The sequence below is a fragment of the Myxococcaceae bacterium JPH2 genome, assembly GCA_016458225.1.
GTDB lineage: Bacteria > Myxococcota > Myxococcia > Myxococcales > Myxococcaceae > Citreicoccus.
In genome coordinates this window covers 63,970-88,421 of record JAEMGR010000036.1, presented here as the reverse complement: position 1 = coordinate 88,421, position 24,452 = coordinate 63,970, and the positions used below count along the sequence as shown (strand labels likewise).

Genomic DNA, 24,452 nt, shown 5'->3' with positions numbered 1-24,452 from the left:
TAATCCGCCCCTTCAGCTCGATGAGGGGGTTTTCGTTGGCACAGAAGTACTTCCGTTGGTCGTTCCGCATGCTGTCGTTGGGACTCGTGATGGGGTTGGGCTTGTCGGCCTGCCAGTCCGAGCCCCCTGCTGACTCCGCTTCTCTCGCCCAGCATGGCGAGAACGCGTCGGCGCTCACCCTGGAGCGCGAGGCGAGCGGGCCGTATGTCACGGGCGTGGTTGAGAACTTCCGGGCGGGCTGGCCCGCAGCGGACATCACGTCCGTGCGCTGGAGCGCCTCGGGCGGAAAGCTGGAGACCTCGGGTGAGCGCGTGGCGTGGACACTGCCCTCGGCAGGAGTCGCCTCGCTGACGGCCACCGTGGTGACGACCGACGGCGCGGAGGTGAAGGGCACCTGGAACTTCCAGGTGACGCTCCCCGCGCTGGCGGAGAACGCGCCGCTGGCCCCCGCGCCCGCCGCAGCCGCCGCAACCGCCGTGGCGGTGGATACGAGCGGAGATACCATCGACCCTTACTGCGAGCTGGCCTTCGATACCGCGGGCACTGGCTACCTCGCCTATTACAATTCCAAACACGACTCGCTCTGGCTCAGCACCTGGAATGGCACCACCTGGACGCCGCAGCTCGTCGATGGGCCGGGCTTCGGTACGGGCCGACGAGTTCAGCTCTGGGGCTTCGCCCTGGCGGTCGCGGGCGATGGCACGCCGCACCTCGTCTACCAAGCGGTTGATTCCGCCGCAGGGACCACGAAGTCGTTCTACGCCACGCGCGTCAATGGGAACTGGGTGCGTGAGGTCATCCCTGTTTCTTCGACTTTCTCGAACTGGATGGTGGCGCTCGATCCAACGAACGCGAACCGACCGACGGTGGTGGGCGACATTTCCACTCCGGTCACCGGCCAGACCTACTCTTCTGCCCACCGACTCTTCACTGCGACGCGCACCGCCGCGAACACCTGGACCGTGAATCAGATCGATCTCGCCCCCAGCAGTGGCGGCGAAGAACTCGCGGGAGAAGCCCTGTTCGACGATGGAGGCACCCTCTACATCCCGTGGCTTCGCAAGGTGAATCCAGATCAAACGTATACGGACACGAAGGTGGGGCTCGTCACCGTCAAGGGAACGACTGTCCGGACCCTCGACTTCTCGGCCAAGACTCCCGCGATCACCCGATTCTCCACCAAAGATATCCGTGTCTCACTGGCCTGGGCGGGCACCAAGCGGCTGCTGATCCGCTCGGGCTACTCCGTCATCGACGTCGCCATCGGAATCTCGCTGTCTGGCTCCACCTGGCAGGAGTGGGACTTCGAGGACTCCAGCTCCACGAACTTTCCCCACGGCGACCTCGTCTGGGCGGATGGCAAACCCTTCATCGCTTACGCGCACGGGACCAGCGTGGAGCTCATCACACCCGACGCGAACAACTACTGGACCTACACCGCGATCGGAACGTCGAGTTACACGTCCCTCCTCTCCACACAGGTCGTGAATCGTCCCCCCGTCAGCCTCGCCGTGCGCCCCACCACGGGTCAGCGGCATGTCTGCTACCCGAACAACGACAACATCATGTTCCAGTAGGCGGTGAGCATGTCCACGCGCCTGCTCCTACCGCTCGCGCTCGCGTTGCTCGTGGGTTGTGGTGGCAAGAAGCCCCCCGAACCCGAGCCGCCCGCGCCGCAGCAGAATCGCGCCCCGTCCGCGAGCATCACCTCGCCTCAAGACGGGGCGACGCTGTCGTCTCGCACCATCACCCTCCAGGCCCAAGCCAGCGATCCCGAGGACGGCGCGCTCACCGGCGCCGCGCTCAAGTGGACCTCCAGCGTGGACGGCGCGCTGGGCACGGGCAGCCCCCTGGAAGTCACCCTGACGCCGGGCAATCACCGGCTCACGCTGGTGGCCACCGACTCGGGTGGAAAGACCGCCAACGCGCAGCTCTCCATCACCGTGCTGGCGCCCGTGAACCTCGCGCCCGTGGCGGTCATCGACACGCCGGGCCCGAACGGGACGTCCCTCCATGAGGGCGACACGCTCGTCCTCCAGGGCCACGCCACCGACCCCGAGCAGGGCAACCTCTCCGGGGCCTCACTGACCTGGACCTCGGACAAGGGCGGAGTCCTGGGAACCGGCACGGCGGTCTCGTTTCATGCCACCGTCGTCGGGGAGCACCGCATCGTGCTCACCGCCACGGACTCTCAAGGACTGACCGCGCAAGCGAGCACCACCCTCAACGTGCTGCTCCCCGGCGCCAACCTGCCGCCCACCGTCACGCTCAGCCAACCCGCGGATGGCACGCAGGTTCGCGTGGGCACCGCGCTCACGCTGGAAGGCAGCGCGGCGGACCCCGAGGATGGCGCGCTGATGGGCGACTCGCTCGTGTGGACGTCGAGCATCGCGGGGAAGCTCGGCACCGGGCCACGTCTCACCAACGTGCAGCTCGCGTTGGGCACGCACACGGTGACGCTCACGGCCACGGACTCGCACGGCACCACGGCCAGCGCCTCCGTGTTCGTCACCGTCACCAGCCCCACCAACACCGCGCCCACGGTGAGCATCACCGCGCCCCCGGACGGCACCACCGTCTTCGCCGGCACGTCCATCACGTTCACCGGCAAGGCCATTGACGCGGAGGACGGCACCCTGCCGGGCGCCGCGCTCACGTGGCTCTCCAACCTCAACGGCGTGCTCGGGACGGGCAACTCGCTCACGGTGTCGAAACTCGTGGCCGGCACGCATGACATCCGGCTCACCGCCACGGACTCTCAGGCGACCTCGGTCAACGCCCGGCTGCGCGTCGTCGTGCTCCCCGCGAACGAGCCGCCCACCGTGCGCATCGACTCGCCCGCGGGTGGGTCGCACTTCGGGTTGGGTGCGACCGTGGCCTTGCGGGGCGCCGCATCGGATCCAGAGGACGGCCCCCTCTCCGGCAACAGCCTCACCTGGCAGTCCAACGTGTCGGGCGTGCTGGGCCGAGGCGCATCGCTCGACATCGCGTCGCTGAGCGTGGGCCTCCACACCCTCACGCTGGTGGCCACGGACTCTGGAGGCCGCACCGCTGCCACCTCCATCGCCATCACCATCGACCCCGCTTCCGCGAAGGTGCCGCCCGTGGCGCGCCTCACGGGCCCCACCCAGGGCGAGGCTCGACAGGTCCTCACTTTCGACGGTGCCACCTCCAGCGACCCCGATGGGACCGTGGCGCGCTATCGCTTCGACTTCGGCGATGGCCAGCCCGTCATGGACGGAACGGCCGCGCAGGCGTCCCACACCTTTGCGAGCGCGGGCACGTACACCGTCACGCTCACCGTGACGGACAACGACGGCATGACGGCGAGCACCCCGCTCACGCTCACCGTGTCCGCCTACATGCATCGGCCCGTCGTCCTCGCGGAGGGCCGGGAGCGCTATGGCATCTCGTGCCGGCTCGCCATGCGCGGCGCGGTGGCGCACCTCGCCTACTTGAGCACGCTTCACAACGCGCTCTGGTACGCCACCGTCACCAACGGTGTCTTCGCGGCGGAGCTGGTCGAGGGGCTCGGCCTGGGCACCGGCGGAATCCCCGGGGACCACATCGCCCTCGCCGTCGCCAGCGATGGCACGCCGCATCTGGCCTACACGCGCGTGGGCCAGGGAGTCTGGTACGCCACGAAGACCGCGAGCGGCTGGCTCCATGAGCGCGTGGACACGGCCACCACGGCCTCCTGGGACAACGAGGTTTCGCTCGCGCTCGACCCGGCCCAGAGCGATCGGCCCACCCTCGTGTGGACCGCCGCGCAGACGGGGAGCAGTGGAAGCGTGGCCCGCGTCGCCATCGCCACCCGCGGCAGCGCGGGCGTGTGGAGCACCGCGGTGCAGAACTTCAGTGTCACCAGCACGAACCAGCTCCTGCGCGGCGACGCGGTGTTCGACTCCTCGGGGCGGCTCTATCTGCCCCTCGCGGACAACACCCTCGGCCGGTGGAAGGGCACCACGGTGGAGACCCTCACCGTGGCCTCCTGGTCCACCAGTGGCTGGGCCTCGCTCGCCTCGCGGGCCTCGGGGCTCCTGGTGCTCTCGCACTCGGGAGTCCAGGCCGTCACCGTGGCCTCGCCGTACCCGACCAGCACCGTGAGCACCTCGTCCATCGAGGACTACACCCTCACGACGTATGCCGTGGCGGCGGACGCCTCGGGTGCGCCGCGGTTGGCGTTCTCGCACGACGGCCAGTTGGAGGTGGCGCGCCCCGGAGCGGGGAACTACTGGGAGCGGGCGTACCTGGGCGCGGTGGATGCGTCGCGCATTGGCGCGGGCGTGGACAGCAATGACGAGACACGCGCCTGCTTCTTCCGAGACCAGCGGCTGATGCTGTACTGAAGCACCGGACCGGGGCGCGCGTCAGGCAATCCCTGACGCGCGCCTCGGGCTGAAGACTCACGCATCCAGTATCGCCCGCAGGTCCTCGGGGATGGGCATGGGCGTGAGGATGCCCACGTTCGCGCCGCCGGTGTTCCCCAGCGGCGCGCGCCCCAGCCAGGAGCCCGGTGCGGCCACCAGGATGCGGGCCCACTGGCCCACCATCTCTCTCAAATCGCGGCGTCGCCACCCAAAGGCAAACATCCGCACGTGCACCCGCACATGCGGCCCCGCGTGGGCCTGGCTCAGCACATGGGCTCGCTCCAGGTGACGCCACGCTCGCGGCAGGTCTCCCGCCCGCTCCGCTTGGTCTCCCTCGCGCAGCTCCGCCTCGAAATGTCCTCGCAGCTTCGGCGTCATCGCCATGGTGTGGCTCCCTTGGGGAGACACCTTCGCGCTCACGCGGCGCCCCACGCTTGTAAGAACGCGCTACGGACGTGCGGGCACGACCCACTCGACGAGGCCCGCGAGCGATGACGGCGCCATCCCGAACATGCGTCGGAACACGTGACTCAGGTGCGCGCTGTCGCTGAAGCCCGCCGCGTGCGCGGCCTCGGTGAGCGAGACGCCACGACTGAGGTGCTCGGCCACGCGCCCCATTCGCAACCACAGCACATAGGGCCGCAGGGGCGTGCCCACCTGCGCGGCGAACAGATGAGACAGCCGCCCCGGAGACAGGCCCACGCGGCGCGCCAACGTGGCGAGCCGCACGTCCTCCTCCAGCGACTCGGGCAGCACGCGCAACAATCGCTGAATCGCCGGATGCGTGGGCGGTGGCAACGGGATGTCCGCCTCGAGCGCGCCCAACACGGTGCGAGCCAGGGCCTCGGCCTCGAACCAGCGCCGCGGGAGCCGCTCCGGCACCCAGGGCATCAGCCGCGCCCCGGCACGCGTCCACGCCCGCGCCGAGTCCGAAGCGATGTCCAGAGTCCGCAGGCGACGCCCCGCGGCCACCTCGGCGGCCACGTGCATCAGGACGACCGAGGGAGCACTCCCCACGACGGCGTGCTCCGCGCCGGGAGGGATGAGGGCGACGTGCCCAGAGGACTCGCCGCCCCGTGCGTCGCGCAGGCGAAGGGGTTCACCTGACGCGAGCACGAGTTGGAAGGTGTGGTGCGAATGAAGGGACGTCGCCGCCACGGCCCCGGCGTATTGCAGCCGGCCAGGGCCGAAGAAGAGCCGTCCATGCCACCGGTCCGTCGCGTCCACGAAGCGCTTGTAACGCCCTCCTCCCGAGCTGGCGAGCGGCGCTTCAGCGTGCGAGCGCCTCCAGCAGCTCCCGCGCGCGGCGTCCCGCCCGAGTCGCGCCACGCGGGTCCACCACCACCGCGTGTTCGAGGTCCGCCCGTCCCCCCGTATCCCCCGAGCGCAGCCGCAGCTCACCCCGGTTCGCGAGCGCCACGGGGTCTTCGAGCCGCAGTCGCAGGGCCGCGTTGTAGGCCGCGAGCGCATCATCACCCCGCCCCATCCGCTGAAGGACCGTGCCCAGCGCGGCGTGGGCCGAAGCGTCCCTCGGGTTCGTGGCCACCAGGCCCTGGAAGACGATGCGCGCCTCTTCCAGTCTGCCGGCCTCGGACAGCTCACAGCCCACGCGCGCCACGGCCCGCGCTTGTTCCGCGGTGATGCCCTGGAGCTGCGCGAGCGTCACTTCGCCTCGCGCGACGGCCCGGACGCGGGCCTGGAGTTCCTCCGTCGCCACCGGTCCCCCGCTCACTTGAGGAACCCCAGCAGCGACGACGCGCCGCCCCCGCTCGAACCCAGCATGGAGAGCAGTCCGCCCATCTGCGACTGGGCGCCCAGCATCGACTCGGCCTTCTGGCCATCCTCGGCGCCGACGAGTCCAGACAGGCCCCCGCCTCCACCACCGAGCAGCCCGCCCAGAAGGCCGCCGCCCCCGCCTCCGCCCAGGAGCCCCAGCGGATCCGCCATGTTGATGCCGCCGAAGAGGCCCAGCGGATCCGCGAGCTTGGAGAGGAAGCCCATCAAGCCGCCCACGCCTCCCGCCGCTGCTCCGCCCTGCGCGCTGTCCGCCGAGGGCTTCGCGTAGCCCTCGGGGCCCTCCGGCGCGTCCGCCAGCTCCGTGTGGGCCGCCGAGGCGTGGTGGGTCGCCGCGTGGGCCGGAGCCGCTTCGACCGAGTTGTGGCCGCCGCCCATGCCCTTGAGCGCGCTGCCCACCGGATCCAACCCCAGCGCGTGGCCCACGCTGCCGGTGCCAATGAGGTCGAGCGGGCTGCCGCCCGAGAAGGAGGCGGTCAGGCCCCCCAGGAGCTTGTCGATCATCTTCGCTTCTCCACAGCGGCGTTGGGTTGGGCTGCGCGTGACGCCGCGACGCGGGGCGGCCGACTTGCAGCCCCGGGGCCGCCCGTGCGCACGGGCAGCCCCAGGGATTCCCACGTGTTGCGCCTGGGTGCGCGGGCACGACCGTCCACGCGCCAGACCCGGCGTCCGACTCTGGAGAAGGAACGAGGCCCGCGCGTCAGCGCACCTGCCGCTGGAAGAAGTCCCACATGATGGCGGTGCCGTCCGGCCCCTCGGGGTCCGCGAAGGGGAAGGCGGGGTCACCTCCCGGCCAGGCATGTCCCATCCCGTCGATGACGACCTGCTCGACGAGCAGCGCGCCACCGGACACGTACTCGCGCACGGTGTAGCTCCGTCCGCCAGGCGACGTGGCGGACCAGACCCGCGCGGGCACGTTCGCCACGCTGTCGTTGTCCACGCCGTCATCCGCGTCGTCATTCGTCTGGAGGAACTGGCGCACCGTCTGCTCGCCGTTGATGGGATTGACCACCGCGTCCTCCGTCCCATGCACGACGAGCACCGGCACCCGACGACGCGACCGCCCCGAGCAGGCCCACGCGTCATCGCCCCGGTCATCCGGCGAGTAGATGCTGCCGAACGCCATCGCGTACGCGCTGCCCGAGGCGGTGGTCGCGGCCTTGTACATCGCGCCCGCGCCCACCATCCCGGCGGTGAACACATCCGAGTAGCAGGCCATCAGGATGCTCGTCATCACCGCGCCCGCGGACACGCCGCCCACGTAGACGCGCCGCGAGTCCACCGCGTAGTGCGCCTGCACCCACTTCACCATGCCCACAATCAGGGACGGCTCGCCCAGGCCCCGCTCCTGGTTGATCGCCAGCATGAAGTTCCAGCACTGCGTGGGATTGGCCACCGTGGACTGGTTGGGATACAGCACCAGGAACCGCTCCGCGTCTGCCTTTTCATTGAGGCGCGAGAGGCCCGCGAACTGGTCCGGGTTCTCCAGACAGCCGTGCAGCCCGACGACGAGCGGCAGGGCCTCCGTGGGCTGATAGCCATTGGGAACCCACAGCTGGAAACCTCGCGTCCCCCAGAGGTTGGAATAACTGCCGTGAACCCAGACACCTGCCTGGGCCGGGGACGCCCCCATGGCACCGAACAGCACGAGCGCACCCAGGGCCACGCGAACGAGCGCGCGCCCACTCCGAGTCATCGACATCGGACTGCCTCCTGCTTCAGCCGGGGCGCGGGATGCGCCCACGGGAAGTCACGGCGCCTCGACCTCGCGGAGGAAGGCCTCCACCGCCTCGACGACCTGCCCAGGTTGATCCACGGGCGCCGCGTGACCGGAGTCCGTCAGCACCTGGAGCCGCGCCTTGGCGAGTCGAGCGACGTAGGCCTGCTTCGTGGCCAGCGACGTGTAATCGCGCTCGGAATGCAGCACGAGCACCGGGCACGTCACCTCGGCCAGCCGCGCGAGCACGCTCCAGCCCACGAGGCCCCGGGTCGCGCGCAGGTAGACATCGGGGGTATTGGCGCCCAGCGTCTCGCGCACCCGCTCGCGCAGCGCCTCCTGCTCCGGCTTGGGGAACAACCTGGGCGCAATCCGCTTCGCCAGCCCTCGGGGCCCGAGCCACCGCAGCACGCCCAGGCGCACCATGATGGCGAGGCGCTGACGCACCGTGCGCGGCACCATGTCTGGCCCGCTGTTGATGACCACCAGGCTGCGCACCAGTTCGGGACGGTCCACCGCGAGCTGGAACCCCATCATCCCGCCCATGGACAGCCCCACCACGTGCACGCGGGTCAGCCCCAGGCCGTCACACAGCGCGGCGATGTCCCGCGCGAACAACGCCACCCCATAGGCGCCCGGAGGCTTGTCGCTGCGGCCATGGCCCCGAGCGTCCGGGATGACCACCCGGTGATGCGCGGCCAGCCGGGGCGCCACGAACTCCCAATCCCCACCCGAAGACCCCAGCCCGTGCAGCAACAGCACCGCCTCGCCCGCGCCCGAGTCCTCGACCTGCAGCGACACGCCGTCCTGGAGCTGGAACGAGGCCATCGTTGGAATGAACGACCGTTCAGATGTCGGGTTAGAGTGAGGCGCCGGTGTTTTCTGGGTTCTCAGCCTATCTGAACGAACGTTCGTTTTTCAAGGATTTCACCCATGTCCACGCCTCCCCGTTCCCGGCTGCGCGCGCGCCCGGCGGTCCTTCCCAGCTCGGCGGCGCCCGAGGGGACGCGGCGCCGCATCCTGGAGGTGGCGCTCCAGCTCTTCGCGTGCCGGGGCTTTCATGACGCCTCCATCCGGGACCTGGCCAAGGCCCTGGCGCTGCGGCCCAGCGCGCTCTACGCGCACTTCCCCTCCAAGGAGCACGTGCTCGCGGAGCTGGTGCGCTTGGGGCACGAGGTCCATCACGAGGGCCTTCGCGCGGCGCTGGCGGGCGCGGGGGACTCTCCGGTCGCGCGTCTCCGGGCGCTCGTGCGCGCGCACACGCTGCTGCATGCACATCATCCGCAGCTCGCGGTGGTGGTGAACGAGGAGATCCACGCGCTGCCCCCCGAGCTGGCGGCGCCGGCGCTCGTGCTGCGTGAGCGTTCATCGGCGTTGCTGCGCGAGGTCATCGAGCAAGGCAGGACCCAGGGGGTCTTCTCCGCCTCGCATCCGCTCGTGACGGGCGCGGCGATCGCCACCATCGGCCTGCGCCTGCCGTACTGGTACGAGCCGTCAGAGGGGCTCGACGAGGAGACGCTGGCGGATGTCCACGCGGAGCTGGCGCTGCGAATGTTGGGCGCTCCCGCGACGAGCTGATCGTGGCGCGGGCACGGGTGGAGATGACATGCTGCGTCCCCGGGCAAGGGCGGTGGCGGGGGGCGCGCCGCTTGAAGCACACGCCTCGGTGTCCCCCACAGGCATTCCGCGCGGCCCACGGAGTCCTGATGCACGCGCGATCTTCCGGGTGGCTGGTCCCCGGGCACTCGCAAGCGGGAGCACGCGATGAAGAACACGCTGACATGGGCGGGCATCTCGGCGGGAGCCGCGCTGGTGCTCGGAACGGTTGCGGTTCTGCGCGTCACCGCGGCGCCGTCACCGGCGGAGCCCGCTCCCCCTCAGGCAGCGCCCGTCGTGCGCGGCGCGATGACCTCCGCTCCCGTGGCGGGTGCGCCCGTCCCGTCAGCCGCGGCACCTGGCTCGACGGCTCCGGGGACAGCGCCCGCCCCCGATGCGGCCCCCTCCGCGGCGGGCTCGAGCGCTTCCGCCGCGGTGCCGACGACGCAGGGCTCGGGCGACTCCGCGCCGCTTCCAGTTCCCTCGGAGCCTCCGACGCTGGAGGGCACCGCCACCGTGCGCGTGCGTGTGTTGTCCGCTCAACACGGGACGCCCGTCGCGAACGCGAAGGTGGCGATCCTGCGGGGACCGGTGACGCCGGCCTCGGTCTTCGAGTCCGTGCAGACGGATGAGCACGGGCAGGCGCTGTTCTCCTCGACGCACGCGGGCTTGTTCGACGTATGCGCGCGCGGCCCCGGCCATGCCGAGTCCTGCGAGAGCGACGTGGGCGTGGTGGCGAACGGGACGCTCTCTGTCGAGCTGCGGCTGCCGCCCGGGGCCTCGCTCTCGGGGCGCGTCACGGGCCCGGACGGCGCACCCGCGGCCGATGTTCGCGTCGTCGCCTGGGGCGACGAGCTGTTCACGTGGCGCCTGCCCATGGAGGCGGTCTCGGATGCGCAGGGCGCGTTCCGCATCGATGGGCTCACGCCCGGCAAGCTCCACGTCTCGCCCATTGCCGCGCAGGGCCAGGGCATGGAGCACTACCTCGACGCGGTCGCCGTGGGCACGGAGGGCCACGCGGATCTCCAGCTCGCGGGCTTCACGCCTGTCACGGTGCGGCTCGCGCGGCGCGCGGGCAAGGTCGGCTTGAAGGACACCATCGAATCCGTCGGCGTCGGCGACGTGGCCTTGAGCCTCCAGCCCGATGGGACGTGGCGGGGCTCCGTCGAGTCGGGCAAGCGACAGCTCTGGTTCCGGGGCCACAGCGGGGGAGGCGTCCTGGGAAGCTGGCAAGAGGTCACGCTCAAGCCCGGCGTGCCGTTCTCCACCCGCATCGCCGTCACCCCGGATCCGACGTATCGAGGAATGTACATTCCCCCCGAGCCGTCGACTCGCGAGCGGTTCGACCTGGCGGGATACGTCGTCCTTCCGGGCGGCACCCTCGCGCACGGAGTCACCGTGGCGGTGGAGCAGCCCATCTCCGGGCGCTGTGGCGATGTCCCCCGGCGATACACCGCGCACCGCTTCGAGGGCGGTGGCTTCGTGGTGCATCCACTCTCCGGGAGCCCACAAACCGTCTACGCGTGGCTCCCCGATGGTCGCGCGGGCAGCGTCACGCTCACGGGGAAGCCCGGCGAGCACCTGACCGCGACCATCCGGCTGGAGGAGACCGGCGCGGTGGCGGGCTCCATCACGCTGGGCCCCGAGTCTCGCATGGAGGGGCCGCCGAGCATCGTCATCGATGACCGGTGGCATGGCGCCTGGCAGTTCACCCAAGCCGACGGGAGCTTCCTGGTGGCGGGGCTCACTCCAGGCGAGCACACGCTGTACGTGAAGGACGTCTCCCGCGCCTTCACCGTCAAGGCCGGCCAGCGCACGGAGCTGGGCGCCTTGGCGCAGCCAGCAGCCGAGGCCCGAGGCACACCATGAACGAAGCCCCCGAGCAGGAGGACCTCCCCATCCAGGTGCGCGAGGAGATCCTCCGACTGGCCGTGGCGGGTGGCTTCGTGGACTCGGTCCTGGCCGCGGGCTCCGAACTGGAGCGCGTGAAGCACTACCTGCGCATCCTGCTGGGAGACGTCGCGCCGCCGCCCGCGCCCACGGGACAAGCGCCCGTGGTGTTCCCGCCCTTCCCCGGCCTGGAGGAGCGTCCCTGGAGAGACCCGCCCCCGGCGGCGGCGAGCGCGCTGGAGCAGCACGTGGATGCCGTGCGCAATGACCTGGCGCGGCTCGAGAGTTCGCCGCTGCTCCACTACCGCACCGACATCGTGGGGACGGGCCGCTGGACGGTGCATCCCATCTACTTCGCGGGCGAGCGCGTGGATCGCCTCTTCTGGCCCGAGCTGGCCATGGACTCCACCGCGCGCGTGGTGCGCTCGCTCACGGGCGAGTGCACCGACCTGCCTCTGGGTGACGTGATGTTCTCCGCGCACGCGCCGGCCACGCGCGCGGTGCCGAGCTTCGGCTGGGATGGGTTCCGCATGCGCCTGCACCTGGGCCTGCGCGCCCCCGAGGGCTCCGCCATCCGGGTGGGCACCGAAGCGCGCGCCTGGCGCACCGACCGCGTGCTCGCCTTCCATGACTCGTTCGAGCACGAGACGACGAACCCGAGCAATGAGCGACGCGTGGTGCTCATCGCCGACTGCTGGCACCCGGACCTGACGGAGCCGGAGCGAGAGGCGCTGCTCGCGCTGACGCGCAAGCTGGAGGTGCGCGCGCTGCTCGCCCAGCTCCGGCTTCCCGAGAACCTCGTGCCGCCGCTGCTCGCCCGCTTCGAGGAGGTCGAGCGCGCGGACCGCTGGGTGTGGCGCTACTGGCGACGCTGAGTCCGGACGCTCGCGCTCACGCGAAGCACGCGGCGGGCACAGCGCCTTCCTGACGGCGCCGACCCCGGAGGGCCAGCGGGGCCGCGAACAGTCGCCCCAGCGCGGACAGGAGGAAGAGGATCTGGAGGCCGTGGAACGCCTCGCCGTGGATGAACAGGCGCGAGGGCACCTGCGTCGCCAGCCAGCCCCCCGCGAGCGACGCGAGGGCGAACGCCAGACCGCCCGCCTTGTGGAACGCCGCGACGTAGAACGGACGGCGCTTCGCGGGTGCGAGCGACAGCGGCAGCTCGAACGACGCGAGACCGTGGCCGCCCCACAGGATGCCGGCCATCAGCACGTCGACGCCCAGCAGCCACAGCGTGAAGTCACTGGGCGGCACCAGCCACAGCAGCGGCAGGAAGATGAGGCCGAACGAGCAGACGACCAGCACCGGCCGCGCGCCCACGCGCTGGATGACCTTGCCCCAGTGACGGATGGCCAGCACGCGGACCAGCGCCACGGCCGAGCCGTAGCCCGCGATGAGGCCGAAGCCCATGCGCAGGTCCTGCAGCATGTAGACGACGCCGAAGCTCGCGGAGACCCCCACCGCCGCGCCCCACACCACCTGGTACGTGAGCAGCGGACGCAGCCGGCGATCCCGGAACGGAGACACCGCGCACACCGCGCACACCGCTCGGCGCGACACGCCGGTGGGCGGCGCCTGACGCGCCATCAGCACGAGCGAGGCCACGCCGACGAGGGTGCCCAGGAGCGCGAGCAGCGCGAGCACCTGCGGCTCCTGCCCATGCTTGCGAGCGGAGTCGAGCGCCAGCCCCACCGCCAGCCCGGCGATGCCGCCCGCCAACATCCCCAGCGAGGTGCGCTGCCCGAAGTAGCGGCCCCGCACGGGCGCGGGGACCAGGTCCCCCATCCACGCGGTCCAGGCGTTGTTCGCGATGATTCCCAGCAGCGCGTACAGCACGGTGATGCCCAGGAAGAGCAGCCGCTTGCCCTCCAGGGACAGCCCCAGGAACGGGAACACGAGCAGGGGGAGCAGGGCCAGGCGGGACGCGCCCACCGCGAGGATGGCCACGGGACGGCTGCCCCGCGCCTGCGTCAGCCACGCCGACGGCAGGTGCACCAGCTGGAGCAGCGCCGGCAGCGCGGCGAGCAGCGCGACGAGGATGGGGCTGCAGCGCAAGTGCAGGGCCCAGGCAGTGAGCACACCGCTTCCCGCGAAGGCCGTCACAAGCTCGGCCAGCACCCCCTCCAGCGTGGAGAGGCGAAGGCTGCGGCGCAAGATGCCCCGGCGCTCATGCAGGGGCGCATTCGTGGTGTGTGCGAGGGTCATAGGAGATGGGCGGCCATGGCGCATTGCGTCCAGGCCTTCTGAGCGCAACACGACCCAGCCGCGCTCTTTTCCCTCGGGATTTATCTCGTGCTCCACCCCGCGCACGCTGGGCAGGCAGGCCGCCTCGGGCGCGGTGGGCCCGAGGCGGGAACAGCCAGGCGGGCGTCAGCGGTGCTGCGCGAGCATCCAGTCCCAGAACACGGTGTCGTTGTACGTGTTCGACCAGCAGTCATGCGCGCCGCCGGAGTACACGGTGAGCCGCGCGACGGAGGAGCCCGTGCCCACGCGGCCCGGCACCGGAGCGCCCCACGTGTGCGTCGCGCCATCGAACGGATACGTCACCGTGGAGGACGGCGACGCCACGCTCAGCGGCGAGTACTGGCCATAGACCTTGGTCAGGCCCAGCAGCCACGACACCTCGGCCGACAGCGAGCCGCCATCCGCATACGAATGCACGGCCCAGACCGGCACGTTCTGCAGCTGCGTGATGCTCGGGCCCGGCCCACCGATGTTGGTGGCCATGGGCGCCAGCGCCGCCAGCCGGCTGCCATGGTCAAACGCATACTTCCAGGCGCCATAGCCACCAATGCTCAGGCCCGTGAGGTAGATGCGCGTGGTGTCCACGCGATAGTTCGCCACGAGGAAGCTGACGAAGGCATCCAGCACCGAGGGCGTCCAGTCCGTAGGCGCGCGCGGAGAGAACACCATCACCTGATGCGTGCCGAAGTACGTCTTCCACGTCGACGAGGTCTGGATGAGCTTCAGCGCCCCGTGCCGCGTCAGCACGCTCAAGAGGTCCGCTTCCGTCGTGGACGTGCCGAACTCGTCAATGCCGTTCAGGTGGATGACGACGGGATAGCTCGACGCCGACGTGAGGTAGCCGGGCGGCAGGTATTCGGCATACCCGTATCCAGCCCCCGTGCTCGAAGCCAGGCGCGCCACCACCTGATTCTCCACCGTGGGCACCACCAGCCGGGACGTGCTCGTCCCCAGCGGAGCTTCGTCCACTGCCTCCGCCCCTCCACAACCGACGACGACAGCCAGACACAACGACAGCACGGCAACACGCATGGACATGAACGGCCTCTTGGGTGAGGTGTCGCGCATGTCAGATTAAACTTGAATATCAATTTTCGTCATTTATTCCAGGATGAGCCATGCATTACCGCGCTACGGCACCTTCCCTTCCGACACCGGCGTGAGGCTGCGTCCACCCGCGCGCGCATCGAAGACGGCGGTCTGCACCGTGCCGTGGCGCTTCACCTGGATGAAGAGGCGGTAGCGCCCGGGGAGCGAGAAGCCAAAGGGAAAGGACACATCGGAGGGCATGGGGCCGGTCACCGCGCCATGACAGCCCGCGTGCTTCATCTCGCCCTCGGGCGCGCCGTCAGCGGGGCGGGGCTCCAGCGCGGCCCGCGCGATGTCCAGCGCCGCCATGGATACCGACCCCGAGGGGTGCACGTGCGCGAAGACCTCGCGGTCGGTGCGCACGATGGCCGCGTGGCCGAGCATCCCCATGTAAGGCTCCAGGTCTCCAGCGGGATGCCCCTCCGCGTTCTCCACCCGGAAGCGCAGGTGGCCGGGAGCGTCCAGCGACAGCGGGCCCTCATCGCGCAGCCACACCATGCGCGCGCCGTCCTCCAGGGTGAAGGTGCGGCTGTCCGTCGAGGACTGGGACAGCGGCGCGGCGGTGCCCAGCGCGTCATCCCCCCGCGCGGGCTCACCCGGGACGTCGGGCAGCAGCAGCTCGGTGCGCAGGGTCTCCGTCATGCCCGTGGCGTGCACCACCTCCGCCCAGACCTGATAGCGGCCCGCGGGCATCGGCGGCAGCGGGCGCTCGAAGCGCGCGGGGCCCACCTTCTCCGGGTGCAGGTGATAGACGCGGTCCATCTCCGGCACGCGGACGATGAAGACATGCATCAGGTGCTCGTGGTCGGGGACCAGGTCGTCCAGGCGCCGCGAGGGCAGCCAGCCTGGGTCCTCCAGTCGGAGCGCGAGCGTCCCCTCCCCCACCTTCGGCAGGTAGTCCGCGGCGAGCTTCAGCGGCTGATACAGGATGGCCTCGTAGCCCTTGGCCTCCTCGCGCCACCACCGCCCGCCCACCCAGACGAGCAGCCCCATGCAGAGCGCGGTGGCCGCGAACGCCCAGTTGCCTCGGCGGCGGTCGCGCAGGCTGAGCTTCTCACCGGGTGCCAGTCGCGCCTCGCGCGCCGCGGCCCGCGCCACGCTCGCGGCGCCCATCCACAGCAACACCAGCAGCCCCAGCAGCAGCGCCGAGAACGGCGTGCTCATGGCCTCGGTGCGCGTGGGCAGCGCGCGCACGGGCACCGCCAGGGTGTGCGAGCCCCGCTTGCCGTGCGCCGTGACACGCACCTGCCAGGCCCCGGGCGTCATCAGCCACAGGCTCGCCTGGAAGGACTGCGAATCCCTCTCCGAGCGCGTCGCCACGTCGGCCGCGGGTGTGAGGTGACTGCCCGCGCCCTCGAGTGGCAGCGGCACGACCTCCACCATGTCCACGTCGTCGTGCTCGGTGCGCACGCGCACCTCGGCGATGCCGGGAATGACGGCCGGCGGACGCACCGTGACGAACAGCCGATACGGCCCGGCCAGCCCTTCGTGGAAGAGGTCCTGGACCTCGGAGTGCGCGAGCGCGACGCCGGACAGACCCATCAAGAGCAGGGACAGCAGCGCGCTGCCCGACGAACACCACACGCGCATGAGAGGACTCCTAGTGAGCGGGAAGGGAGGCATCACGTCAGCGCCGCAGCCGCAGCAGCCACGTGCCTGACGCGAGCCCCAGTCGGAACATCCCCACGCTGAGCCCCCAGGCGAGCGCGAGGTTCAGGAAGAAGCGCGTGCTCGTGCCTTCCACGTCGTGGAAGAGGTGGCGATAGGCATACGAGCCAGGCTGCGTGCTGTAGCCAAACATGTCCGCGGCGAAGATGGGGTTGCGCGCCCACGGAGACATGAGGAAGTCCGCGAACGGCCACTGCGCCAGCGCGAAGCTCGCGAGGAACAGCGTGCCGCCCCAGAACGCGCGCCGCCCGTCGCTCCACCCAGGCACGCGGGCCAGCAGCACATCGAGCACGACCGCGGGCACGATGAGCAACAGCGGGAACGGCGGCGGCACCAGGTGCGTCACCGGCAGGTACACCGGACCCAGGCGCGGCGTGGCGGGGAACAGCGGGAAGACCCAGACGAGCAGCAACATCAGCGCGGTATAGGTCCCCACCGACTGGGTGCAGGCCCAGCGCTGACCACTCGCCCGATGCGTGACGGCGAGCAGCAACGGCACGCCCATTGCCACCGTCCGGAAGAACAGCCCGGAGTGCATGTAGCTGGGCAAGAGCAGCTCCAGCGTGAGCACCAGGTAGCAGGTGAGCGCCATGCCGCACACGTGCAGGAGCAGGGAGTCATGGCGCGAGTGCGCGAGCGTGTCCGGCGCGGTGCGGTTGCGCTCGCCCAACACGAGCAGGAGCACGCCCAGCTGCATCACCAGGATGCCGCCCACGAGCACCGCGTGCGGCGGGCTCAGCACCTTGACGTCGAGCCCGTAGGTGTTGTGCCACCAGTCATCGAACGGCGCGGAGGTGAGCATCGCCACCCCGCCCCAGCCCGCGACGAACACGCCCAATGGCCCGCGCAGCCCCCACACGCGCACCGAGGCACCGCGCGCGGCCACTCGCACGTGCGCGGCGCCGAACGTGGCTCGCCACAGCACGTGCAGGCAGCACAGCCCGGTGAGCACCGCGCCGAACTGGATGGCCAGGTGAGGTGGAGACCAGAACGTGTCCCGGCCAATCGACTGGTGCCAGCAGATGTCCCAGTGCATGCCCACCGCGGTGGACGTGACGGCGAGCGCACACAGCGGCACCACGGCCACCGCCAACGCGGTGGCGACCTCGGCCTCCGCGGGCTGGACTCCTTGCGCTCCGTCGAGGCTCGCCTCCAGTTGCATGCCGCCCTCCTCTACCGCTCGGGTGCGCCGAGCGCTCGCAGAGGCTAGGGATGCGGCACGGGTACGGCATCGCGCGCGGGGGTGAGCGGCCCGTGCACGAGTCGACGGTAGAGCGCGTCATGCTCCGCCACCATGCGCCCCAGGCCCAGCTCGGACACCACGAAGGAGCGCGCCGCGCGCCCCATCGACCGCGCGATGTCCGGCGCCCCCACCAACTCCACCAACGCCGCGGCCAACGCATCCGGCGCGCGCGCGGGGACCACGCGCCCCCGGCGTCGGTCCGCGACCAGCTCGGGATTGCCGCCCACGTCGGTCACCACCATGGGGAGCCCCGCGGCCATGCCCTCCATCACCGCGTTGGACAAGCCCTCCGCCACCGAGCAGTTCACGCCCACGGTGGCGCGCGCGTAGAGGGCCGGCACATCCGCCCGCCAGCTCAGGAAGTGCACCGCGTCCGTCACGCCCAGCGACGAGGCGAGCGACTCCAGCTCCGGCCTCCGCACGCCGTCTCCCACCAGGAAGGCCTGAAGGGTGGGCACGCGCCGCCGCGCCCGAGCCACCGCCGCGATGAGGTCCTCCTGGCGCTTCACCGGATGGCTCATGTTCGCCACGTGCACCACCAGCGGCGCATCCCCGATGTCCGGAACGTCCAGGAACAACCCCTCGCGCACGCGCGCGTCGAAGGCCGCCACGTCCAGGCCGTTGCGGATGACGCTCACCCGCTCTGGCGGCAGCGCTTCCTTGGAGAGCAGCTGGGCGCGGATGGCCTCGGCGTTGGCCACCACGTGGTGCGCCCGGGCCGTGAGGAAGCGCAGCACGCGCGCCTGGAGCGACGTGTGCCAGTGCCCCAGGTCCAACCGGCTCACCACCACCTTGCACCCCGCCAGCCGCGCGGCGGGCACCGCGATGAGCGCCGAGTAGAGGTCCTGCGCGTGCACCAACTCCACCTTGAGCCGGCGCAGCCAGCTCGCGGCGGCCATCACCCGGCGGAGGGTGATGGGATGGCGCGCGCTCGAGCCCAGCGGGAAGGCCACGGGCTCGATGCCCAGCGCGCGCACGCCATCCAGCAGCGGACCATCCTTCTCCAACACCGCCACCTGCACGGGGTAATGGCGGGGCAGCCCTCGCAGCAGCTCCACCACCTGGACCTCGGTGCCGCCGAGCCAGAAGGACTTGGTGAACTGCACGAGCCGGATGGGGCGGGGGTCGGGCATGGATGCGGGGTGACGCACGGGGGGCTCCAGTAGGGGTGAGGGATGGACGTGGCTCACCCGCCGCGGGCGAGGCCTGCGGCGCGGGGGAGCAACGAGGCGGGAGGGGGCTCTCGCCCGCCGGCGAGCCACGGGCCGAGTCGGCCGCGGTGAATGAAGCGGTGATAGGTGAGCACCGGCACCATCACGCCCAGCACGGCGGCCAGGCTGAGCCGAGCGAGCGCGGGCGCATGGGCCCACGCGAGCACCACCTGCGTCGCGCACACCACGGGCCAGTGCACCAGATAGGTCCAATAGGACGCGAGCGTCACCGCGCGCAGCCACGCGGGAGGCGACGCGAGCCGGGCGAGGCACAGCCCCACCAGCCCGCGCACCATGCACCCGCCGTAGCCACACATCAGCCCGGACTCCACGGCTCGCGCCGCGCGGTAGGACAGGTCCGCCGCGGGCAGCGCCAGGTGCCACAGCGCATAGATGCCCGCCGCGGCCATCAGGTAACCGCGCCAGCCCGAGCGCCACGCGGAGAAGCCCTCGGGGCGACGCGCGAGCACCACGCCGCACGTGAAGAAGAGGCCGAAGTACAGGAGCCAGCCCACCGAGGGGCGATAGTCGAAGTATTGCGCGCGAGGGCCCACCACCCGCACCGCCAGGGCCGGCAGCCCCAGCACGAGCACGCCCCCAGGCCGCGTGAGGAGCGTGAGCCCCATCCGCTCCACTCGGGCGAGCAGCCGCGACGGCAGCTGGCGAGCCATCCATGCCGCGGCCACCGTCCCCGCCGTGAGCATCACGAGGTAGTAGAGGAACCACAGGTGCAGGGGCCTCACGCCCGTGGGGAACTCCTGGGCGCGCGGGAAGCCCAGCGCCTCGCCCAGCGCCAACAAGCCCTGGTCGATGGGCACCAGGAGCGCGCCCGCGATGAGCAGCGGCACGCCGATGCGGCGCAGGCGCTGACGCACCAACCCCGGCACCCCGCCGCGCGCGAGCTGCCTCGCGGCGATGAAGCCGGAGATGAAGAAGAACACCTCCATCGAGCAGTAGTGCACGACGTCGAAGGTGAGGTCCGCGAGCGGGTGCTTCACCGCCTCGGCGTAATAGAAGCCCGTGGCGCCCAGCGTGAAGGGCACCACCGCGTGCACGTAGACGACGCACAGCGACAGCGCGCCCCGCAGCGCGTCCAGGCCCGCGAGCCGCTCGGTGGGAGGGCTTCCGGAGGCGCTCATCGGCGAGAGCCCCGGGTCCGCGCGCGCGGGGTGGCCGGCACGTCGTAGTGCCACACCGCCCAGCCTTCCTCCAGGCCCGCGCGCTTGCAGGTGGCGTTGAACGCGTCCGCGTCCGCGGCCGACGCCGGACGGAACCCCCAGTAGGCCAGCAGCTTGAGCACGGGGGTGTTGTCCGGCCGGAGGTCCGCGCACAAGAGCGTGATGCCCATCTCCCGCGCCCGCGCCTCGGCCACCAGGCTCATCTCCCGCGCCACCCCCACCCGCCGCGCACGACTGGAGACCACCAGCGAGCGGACCCACACGCCGTCCACGTCCAACCCCTCGCGCCGGTACTCGTCCAGGTAGATGAGCCCGCACAGCTTCCCGTGCCGATCGAACGCGCCCACCGCGATGCCGCCCTCCTGCCAGCGCCCCAGGAGCTGCGCGTCCAGGTGCTCCACGCGCGCGGGCACCTCGGCGCGCGCGAACGCGGCCAGCGCCTCCCGGTCCGAGGGCACCAAGGGCCTCGCGGTGAGCGGCAACATGCGGTGGCGCTTCATCGCGAGCACCGGCGGCAGGCCCTCCCACATCGCGCGCGCCGAGCCCAGCAGCCGAGGCGCCCCCGAGCGCCGCATCAACCGCAGCGCCTCGCGCGCCGCTCGCGCGCCCAACCGGGACAACGTCCCCAGCTTGAACTCCCGGCGCCCCGCGCCCACGCGCAGCGCCGTCACGCGTCCCAGGAGCTTGGGAATCTCCTCTCCGGGCTCACCCCAGAAGGGCGCCGTCTGAGGCTTCACGCCCGCGGCCAGCACCAGGTACGCGGCGAGGGTGCCGTTGGCGTGCTGCACCACCGCGAAGTCTCCCGCGCGCAGCGCCGTGGGCTCGCACCGCTCCACCTGCGCGTCGCGCGCGAGCTGCGAGAGCGGCGCCATGGGATAGCCCAGGCCCTCCAGCCACACCGTCTCACCCGTCACCGCGTCCTGGAGCGCTTGCGTCTGTCCCTGCATCGTCATGTTCCACCTCCCGCGGGACTTGCCCCGCCCAACACCTCGCGCACCGTGACGCCCAGCCGGCCGAGCAGCGCGAGATACGCGGCCGTGAAGAGCAGGCCGCCCGCGCCCAGCGGGAGCACGCGCCAGAGCCAGCCCGAGGGCAGCGCGGCCAAGCGGGGCCCCAGCGCCACGTGCGCGCCCAGGCAGGGCAGCGCCGCGCCCACGCTCGCCACCGCGCGACGCAGCAGCGCGTCCCCGGGCAAGAGCGCGCCCCACTCGGAGACCCGCAGCGCGCGGCGCACCTGCCACAGGAGCCACGACGCGCCGAACACCTCGGTGAGCGCCACCGACGCGAGCGCGCCCGTCACGCCCAGCGCCCACAACCCGGGGATGAGCAGGCCCAACGCCACCAGCGCCTTGAGCAGCGCGGCGCGCAGGAGCGCCGGGTTGTGGTTGAGCCCGCGCAGCACCGCGTCCACCGGCAGGCAGGACAGGCCGGTGCCCAGCACCGTGAGGCGGAAGAGCGGCACCGCGGGCAGGAAGCGCGCGCCGAATAGCACGGTGATGAACTCGGGCGCGCACGCGAACAGGAGCATCGCCAGCGGGAAGAACCAGGTGGCCAGCCGCGCCACGGTGTCTCGGAAGGCCGCCGCCGCTTCGTCCACGTGGCCGGTGCGCTCCAGCTCGCCCAGCCGCACCATGAGCACCTCGCTCACGGGCGTGTAGAGCAGGTCCACCAGCGGGAGCTGGAAGCACGCCACCGCGTAGAAGGCGAAGGCCTCGGGCGTCACCGCCGCGCTCACTGCGAACTGGTGGCCATACTGCGCCACCATCGTCAGCAGCACCGACAGCCCGAAGGGCAGCGCGTAGCGCAACTGCGCGCGGAACGCGGCGCCGTCCAAGAGCGGCCCGTCACCGCCCAGCACCACGAACAACGCCCAGGCCACCGCCATGCGCGCGAGCGCGAACCCCGCCAGGCCCCACACCAGTCCCCCCAGCCCCAGCCCCAGCGCGATGGGCACCAGCATGGCCGCCGTGCGCACCGCGTCCGAGGCCAGATACGCGATGGCCGCGGAGCCCGTGCGCCCCCGCGCCGTGAGGGAGGCCTCCAGCGGAAACGCACCGAGCACGCCGAGCACGTACAGGCTCAAGGGAACGCGGTGCGCGAGCAGGCCCGGGTTGGAGAACGCCGAGGCGAGCGGCGCCAGGAAGAGCGCGAGCAAGAGCGCCGCCACGCCTCCGGCGCAGGCGAGGTAGAGGAGCGTCTGGCCCAGGTAGGGGCGAGGTCGCTCCGTGCGCGGCAGGAAGAAGTAGAGCCCCTGGGCCACCCCGAAGGGCAGCACGTAGTAGAGGGTCTGGGCGATGAGCAGCGCCTGCTTGTAGGTGCCGTAGCCGCCCAGGTCGAGGATGCGCGCGAGCGCCAGCGGGATGCAGAAGGTGAGCCCCGCGGTGAGCAGCCGCGCGAGGATGAGCGGTCGCGCGCTGGCGAGCAGCGAGCGCCGCGGCGCCCTCTCGGGCACCGGCTGTGCCAACGCGTCCACGTCCGCTCCAAGAAGAAGGAAGGACCGGACCTGGGAGGTCCGGTCAGTGGCGCGCGGAGGGTGGGGAGCCCCTCGCGAGGTGGCCAGCGCCCCTGCCGGGCAGCGCCGCGTCCACCCCTCAACCGCGACGCGAGCGCGGCGCGGGCACCAGGACCGCGGGGTCCACGCACTGCCCGGTATCCCGCTTGTAGGCGGCGGGCGGGTCGGGCTCGCGCCGCACCTCTCGCGCGGGGATGCCGGTGACGATGGCCCCGCGCGCCACATCCGTCTCCACCACGGCGTTGGCGCCGATGACGGCGAAGTCCGCCACCCGCACCGGCCCGCGAATCTGCGCGCCCGCGCCCACGTAGACGTAGGCGCCCAGCTGCGGCACCCCCTGGGCGCCAGGCCGCTCACAGAGCGTCACCTGGTGCGACAGGAAGCCGTAGGGCCCCACGCGCACGCCAGGGGCCACCACCACGCCCAGGCCGCCGTAGCCCAATGCACAGTGCTCGCCCAGGTCCGCGTCCGGCGGGAGCTGGGCGCGAAACAGCACATGCGTGAGCATGCCAAGCAGTTGAGGGATTACCGGCACGCGGCGCGCATGAAGCCAGCGCGCGGTGCGGTGAAAGGTCAGCGCGTCGGGACCCATCGAGTCACCATCCGTCGGGCAGCAGGCAACCAGCGAAACTTGGCCGAGCACAGCGCGCGGCCGAAGCGCGTGTCGCGAAAGACAAAGAGCCAACTGTGAGGCCGCAGGCGATCCGCCCACACCGCTTTGCACGGCATGTTCTCGCCCAGCAGGTCGCACTCGGTGAGCCCGGACGACACGCCGTCCTCCAGCGCCGCCGCGGTGAGCAGCTGGCCCGGGCTGTACTGCTGAAATGCCTCGTCGTAGGCGGGCTTCAGGGTGAGGTAGCGCCCCTGGTAGGCGAACGCGAAGTCGAAGGCGATGGCCCGCCCCGCCGAGCGCAGCATGTAGAGCGACAGGTGGCCCGAGTCCGCCGCGTCGCGCGCCAGCCGCGTGTAGAACCCCAGCGTCGCCGGGTCCTGCGAGATGGCCGTACCGCGCTCGCCCTTCCAGCCGCCGCGCTCGATGGCGAAGCCCTCGGACAAGCGCGCGTCGAGCTGCTCACCGCCGCACACCCGCTCCACCGTGACCGGCCCCAGTTCGTCCAATCGCTTGCGACGGCGCCGCAGCCCCGAGCGCAGGTTCTTGCTCCAGCGCGCGTGCAGCTCCGGCAGCGACGCGGGCAGCAACAGGTAGGGCGAGTCCATGGACTTCCACGTCCCCACCGGCAGGCCCCGCTCCTCGGCCGCCCGGTACAGGCTCCACGCGCGTCCTCCGTGGGGCACGTCCTGGAGCTGCAGCAGGTCCCATTCCGGGTCCGACTCCAGGTGCCGCAAGAAGGCGGCGCCCGCCGCCGGCGCGTCCTCCGCCAACATGTCGAAGCGGCAGGAGTGCGCGTTGGTGGGGCTGATGAGCTGACGCACCGGAGCGCCCGCGCACCACGTGCGCCGCTCCAACAGCGGAAGCACCGCGCGCAGCCGGCCCCCGGAGTCGCGCGCCGTCAGCACGCGGAAGCGCGCGTCCGAGGCGAAGTGGGTCAACCACGCGTCGATGAACTCGTGCCGGTAGAAGAGCTGATCATCCGTGCGCGTCAGCAGCGCCGTCCACTCCGCGCGCAGGCCCGCGAAGGCCGAGTACGTGCGCGCCTCCGTCACCGACAGGCTCGCGGGGACGGTGCGCGCGCCGGGCGTCGTGTCGAAGAACTCGGAGCGACTGTGGGACGGCCGCACCTCGTTGGACGGAGGCGCCAGCGGCACCTCGCGCGGAACGGGGGGCTCCACCGCGGGGACGGAACCGGACGGGGTGGCTTGCGTCACCGGCTCCTGGGCCTGCTGTTCGTCTAGGGTGTCCATGCCCCGCCCTTTCCCTCCGCCAACCCCTCCCCGGGGCGTGCGGCAACCTGGGCTGGCAGGCAGCGCCACACCACTGC

Annotated in this window: 21 protein-coding genes; 5 read left to right on the top strand and 16 right to left on the bottom strand. The window is 71.5% G+C overall.

Annotation, left to right across the window (positions count from 1 at the left end; all coding sequences use genetic code 11):
- Positions 1–35: 35 nt before the first annotated feature.
- Together JGU66_32460 and JGU66_32455 are read left to right on the top strand one after the other, a co-directional pair.
- Positions 36–1,577 (top strand): hypothetical protein, encoded by a 1,542-nt coding sequence (locus JGU66_32460; protein ID MBJ6765491.1) that lies wholly within the window; start codon positions 36–38, stop codon positions 1,575–1,577.
- A gap of 9 nt (positions 1,578–1,586) precedes the next feature.
- Positions 1,587–4,349 (top strand): PKD domain-containing protein, encoded by a 2,763-nt coding sequence (locus JGU66_32455; GenBank protein MBJ6765490.1) that lies wholly within the window; start codon positions 1,587–1,589, stop codon positions 4,347–4,349.
- Positions 4,350–4,406: 57 nt separating this feature from the next.
- Here JGU66_32455 and JGU66_32450 read toward each other — a convergent pair whose 3' ends face one another.
- The 6 genes from JGU66_32450 to JGU66_32425 all read right to left on the bottom strand — a co-directional run bounded on the left by JGU66_32450 (position 4,407) and on the right by JGU66_32425 (position 8,709).
- The gene (locus JGU66_32450; protein ID MBJ6765489.1) at positions 4,407–4,754 is read right to left on the bottom strand and encodes a DUF3703 domain-containing protein; all 348 of its coding nucleotides are present in this window, start codon (positions 4,752–4,754) and stop codon (positions 4,407–4,409) included.
- A gap of 63 nt (positions 4,755–4,817) precedes the next feature.
- Complete coding sequence (locus JGU66_32445; GenBank protein MBJ6765488.1) at positions 4,818–5,597, bottom strand: helix-turn-helix transcriptional regulator; 780 nt, start codon at positions 5,595–5,597, stop codon at positions 4,818–4,820.
- Positions 5,598–5,640: 43 nt separating this feature from the next.
- Positions 5,641–6,087 (bottom strand): hypothetical protein, encoded by a 447-nt coding sequence (locus JGU66_32440; protein ID MBJ6765487.1) that lies wholly within the window; start codon positions 6,085–6,087, stop codon positions 5,641–5,643.
- 11 nt (positions 6,088–6,098) lie between these two features.
- Entirely contained in the window at positions 6,099–6,668 is a 570-nt protein-coding gene (locus JGU66_32435) for a hypothetical protein (GenBank protein ID MBJ6765486.1), read from the bottom strand.
- A 196-nt stretch (positions 6,669–6,864) separates the two neighbouring features.
- The gene (locus tag JGU66_32430; protein ID MBJ6765485.1) at positions 6,865–7,866 is read right to left on the bottom strand and encodes a PHB depolymerase family esterase; all 1,002 of its coding nucleotides are present in this window, start codon (positions 7,864–7,866) and stop codon (positions 6,865–6,867) included.
- Positions 7,867–7,914: 48 nt separating this feature from the next.
- A complete protein-coding gene (locus JGU66_32425) occupies positions 7,915–8,709 on the bottom strand; it encodes an alpha/beta hydrolase (protein MBJ6765484.1) in 795 nt (264 codons plus the stop codon).
- A gap of 105 nt (positions 8,710–8,814) precedes the next feature.
- Here JGU66_32425 and JGU66_32420 point away from each other — a divergent pair, with 105 nt between their 5' ends.
- The 3 genes from JGU66_32420 to JGU66_32410 all read left to right on the top strand — a co-directional run bounded on the left by JGU66_32420 (position 8,815) and on the right by JGU66_32410 (position 12,242).
- On the top strand, positions 8,815–9,459 hold the full coding sequence (locus tag JGU66_32420) for a TetR family transcriptional regulator (GenBank protein MBJ6765483.1): 645 nt from the start codon (positions 8,815–8,817) through the stop codon (positions 9,457–9,459).
- 186 nt (positions 9,460–9,645) lie between these two features.
- Positions 9,646–11,346, top strand: a complete 1,701-nt coding sequence (locus JGU66_32415) for a carboxypeptidase regulatory-like domain-containing protein (protein ID MBJ6765482.1) — start codon at positions 9,646–9,648, stop codon at positions 11,344–11,346.
- Complete coding sequence (locus JGU66_32410; protein ID MBJ6765481.1) at positions 11,343–12,242, top strand: aspartyl/asparaginyl beta-hydroxylase domain-containing protein; 900 nt, start codon at positions 11,343–11,345, stop codon at positions 12,240–12,242. The genes JGU66_32415 and JGU66_32410 overlap by 4 nt, the downstream gene beginning before the upstream one ends.
- 16 nt (positions 12,243–12,258) lie before the next feature.
- Here the strand turns inward: JGU66_32410 and JGU66_32405 are convergent, their stop codons facing one another.
- From JGU66_32405 to JGU66_32360, 10 genes are all read right to left on the bottom strand, one after another.
- Positions 12,259–13,521 carry an MFS transporter gene (locus tag JGU66_32405; GenBank protein MBJ6765480.1) on the bottom strand — a complete coding sequence of 421 codons (1,263 nt, stop codon included), beginning with the start codon at positions 13,519–13,521 and terminating at the stop codon, positions 12,259–12,261.
- Between the two features lie 216 nt (positions 13,522–13,737).
- Positions 13,738–14,649 (bottom strand): phospholipase, encoded by a 912-nt coding sequence (locus JGU66_32400; protein MBJ6765479.1) that lies wholly within the window; start codon positions 14,647–14,649, stop codon positions 13,738–13,740.
- Positions 14,650–14,742: 93 nt separating this feature from the next.
- Positions 14,743–16,290, bottom strand: coding sequence for a hypothetical protein (locus JGU66_32395; GenBank protein MBJ6765478.1), 1,548 nt, complete (start codon positions 16,288–16,290; stop codon positions 14,743–14,745).
- A gap of 37 nt (positions 16,291–16,327) precedes the next feature.
- Positions 16,328–17,530 (bottom strand): hypothetical protein, encoded by a 1,203-nt coding sequence (locus JGU66_32390; GenBank protein MBJ6765477.1) that lies wholly within the window; start codon positions 17,528–17,530, stop codon positions 16,328–16,330.
- A 44-nt stretch (positions 17,531–17,574) separates the two neighbouring features.
- Entirely contained in the window at positions 17,575–18,744 is a 1,170-nt protein-coding gene (locus JGU66_32385) for a glycosyltransferase (protein ID MBJ6765476.1), read from the bottom strand.
- A 53-nt stretch (positions 18,745–18,797) separates the two neighbouring features.
- Positions 18,798–19,961, bottom strand: coding sequence for an acyltransferase family protein (locus tag JGU66_32380; GenBank protein ID MBJ6765475.1), 1,164 nt, complete (start codon positions 19,959–19,961; stop codon positions 18,798–18,800).
- A complete protein-coding gene (locus JGU66_32375) occupies positions 19,958–20,953 on the bottom strand; it encodes a GNAT family N-acetyltransferase (protein ID MBJ6765474.1) in 996 nt (331 codons plus the stop codon). The genes JGU66_32380 and JGU66_32375 overlap by 4 nt, the downstream gene beginning before the upstream one ends.
- Positions 20,950–22,473 (bottom strand): oligosaccharide flippase family protein, encoded by a 1,524-nt coding sequence (locus tag JGU66_32370; protein MBJ6765473.1) that lies wholly within the window; start codon positions 22,471–22,473, stop codon positions 20,950–20,952. The genes JGU66_32375 and JGU66_32370 overlap by 4 nt, the downstream gene beginning before the upstream one ends.
- A gap of 118 nt (positions 22,474–22,591) precedes the next feature.
- Entirely contained in the window at positions 22,592–23,104 is a 513-nt protein-coding gene (locus JGU66_32365) for a serine acetyltransferase (GenBank protein MBJ6765472.1), read from the bottom strand.
- Positions 23,086–24,375 carry a GNAT family N-acetyltransferase gene (locus JGU66_32360; GenBank protein ID MBJ6765471.1) on the bottom strand — a complete coding sequence of 430 codons (1,290 nt, stop codon included), beginning with the start codon at positions 24,373–24,375 and terminating at the stop codon, positions 23,086–23,088. The genes JGU66_32365 and JGU66_32360 overlap by 19 nt, the downstream gene beginning before the upstream one ends.
- Positions 24,376–24,452: the final 77 nt, after the last annotated feature.

What these genes read in the sequence shown, in the direction of transcription:
- JGU66_32455 (MBJ6765490.1), top strand. Translation starts at nt 1,587, where the DNA reads ATGTCCACGCGCCTGCTCCTACCGCTCGCGCTCGCGTTGCTCGTGGGT.
- JGU66_32450 (MBJ6765489.1), bottom strand. Translation starts at nt 4,754, where the DNA reads ATGGCGATGACGCCGAAGCTGCGAGGACATTTCGAGGCGGAGCTGCGC.
- JGU66_32435 (MBJ6765486.1), bottom strand. Translation starts at nt 6,668, where the DNA reads ATGATCGACAAGCTCCTGGGGGGCCTGACCGCCTCCTTCTCGGGCGGC.
- JGU66_32430 (MBJ6765485.1), bottom strand. Translation starts at nt 7,866, where the DNA reads ATGTCGATGACTCGGAGTGGGCGCGCGCTCGTTCGCGTGGCCCTGGGT.
- JGU66_32425 (MBJ6765484.1), bottom strand. Translation starts at nt 8,709, where the DNA reads ATGGCCTCGTTCCAGCTCCAGGACGGCGTGTCGCTGCAGGTCGAGGAC.
- JGU66_32420 (MBJ6765483.1), top strand. Translation starts at nt 8,815, where the DNA reads ATGTCCACGCCTCCCCGTTCCCGGCTGCGCGCGCGCCCGGCGGTCCTT.
- JGU66_32415 (MBJ6765482.1), top strand. Translation starts at nt 9,646, where the DNA reads ATGAAGAACACGCTGACATGGGCGGGCATCTCGGCGGGAGCCGCGCTG.
- JGU66_32410 (MBJ6765481.1), top strand. Translation starts at nt 11,343, where the DNA reads ATGAACGAAGCCCCCGAGCAGGAGGACCTCCCCATCCAGGTGCGCGAG.
- JGU66_32400 (MBJ6765479.1), bottom strand. Translation starts at nt 14,649, where the DNA reads ATGTCCATGCGTGTTGCCGTGCTGTCGTTGTGTCTGGCTGTCGTCGTC.
- JGU66_32395 (MBJ6765478.1), bottom strand. Translation starts at nt 16,290, where the DNA reads ATGCGCGTGTGGTGTTCGTCGGGCAGCGCGCTGCTGTCCCTGCTCTTG.
- JGU66_32390 (MBJ6765477.1), bottom strand. Translation starts at nt 17,530, where the DNA reads ATGCAACTGGAGGCGAGCCTCGACGGAGCGCAAGGAGTCCAGCCCGCG.
- JGU66_32385 (MBJ6765476.1), bottom strand. Translation starts at nt 18,744, where the DNA reads ATGCCCGACCCCCGCCCCATCCGGCTCGTGCAGTTCACCAAGTCCTTC.
- JGU66_32380 (MBJ6765475.1), bottom strand. Translation starts at nt 19,961, where the DNA reads ATGAGCGCCTCCGGAAGCCCTCCCACCGAGCGGCTCGCGGGCCTGGAC.
- JGU66_32375 (MBJ6765474.1), bottom strand. Translation starts at nt 20,953, where the DNA reads ATGACGATGCAGGGACAGACGCAAGCGCTCCAGGACGCGGTGACGGGT.
- JGU66_32365 (MBJ6765472.1), bottom strand. Translation starts at nt 23,104, where the DNA reads ATGGGTCCCGACGCGCTGACCTTTCACCGCACCGCGCGCTGGCTTCAT.
- JGU66_32360 (MBJ6765471.1), bottom strand. Translation starts at nt 24,375, where the DNA reads ATGGACACCCTAGACGAACAGCAGGCCCAGGAGCCGGTGACGCAAGCC.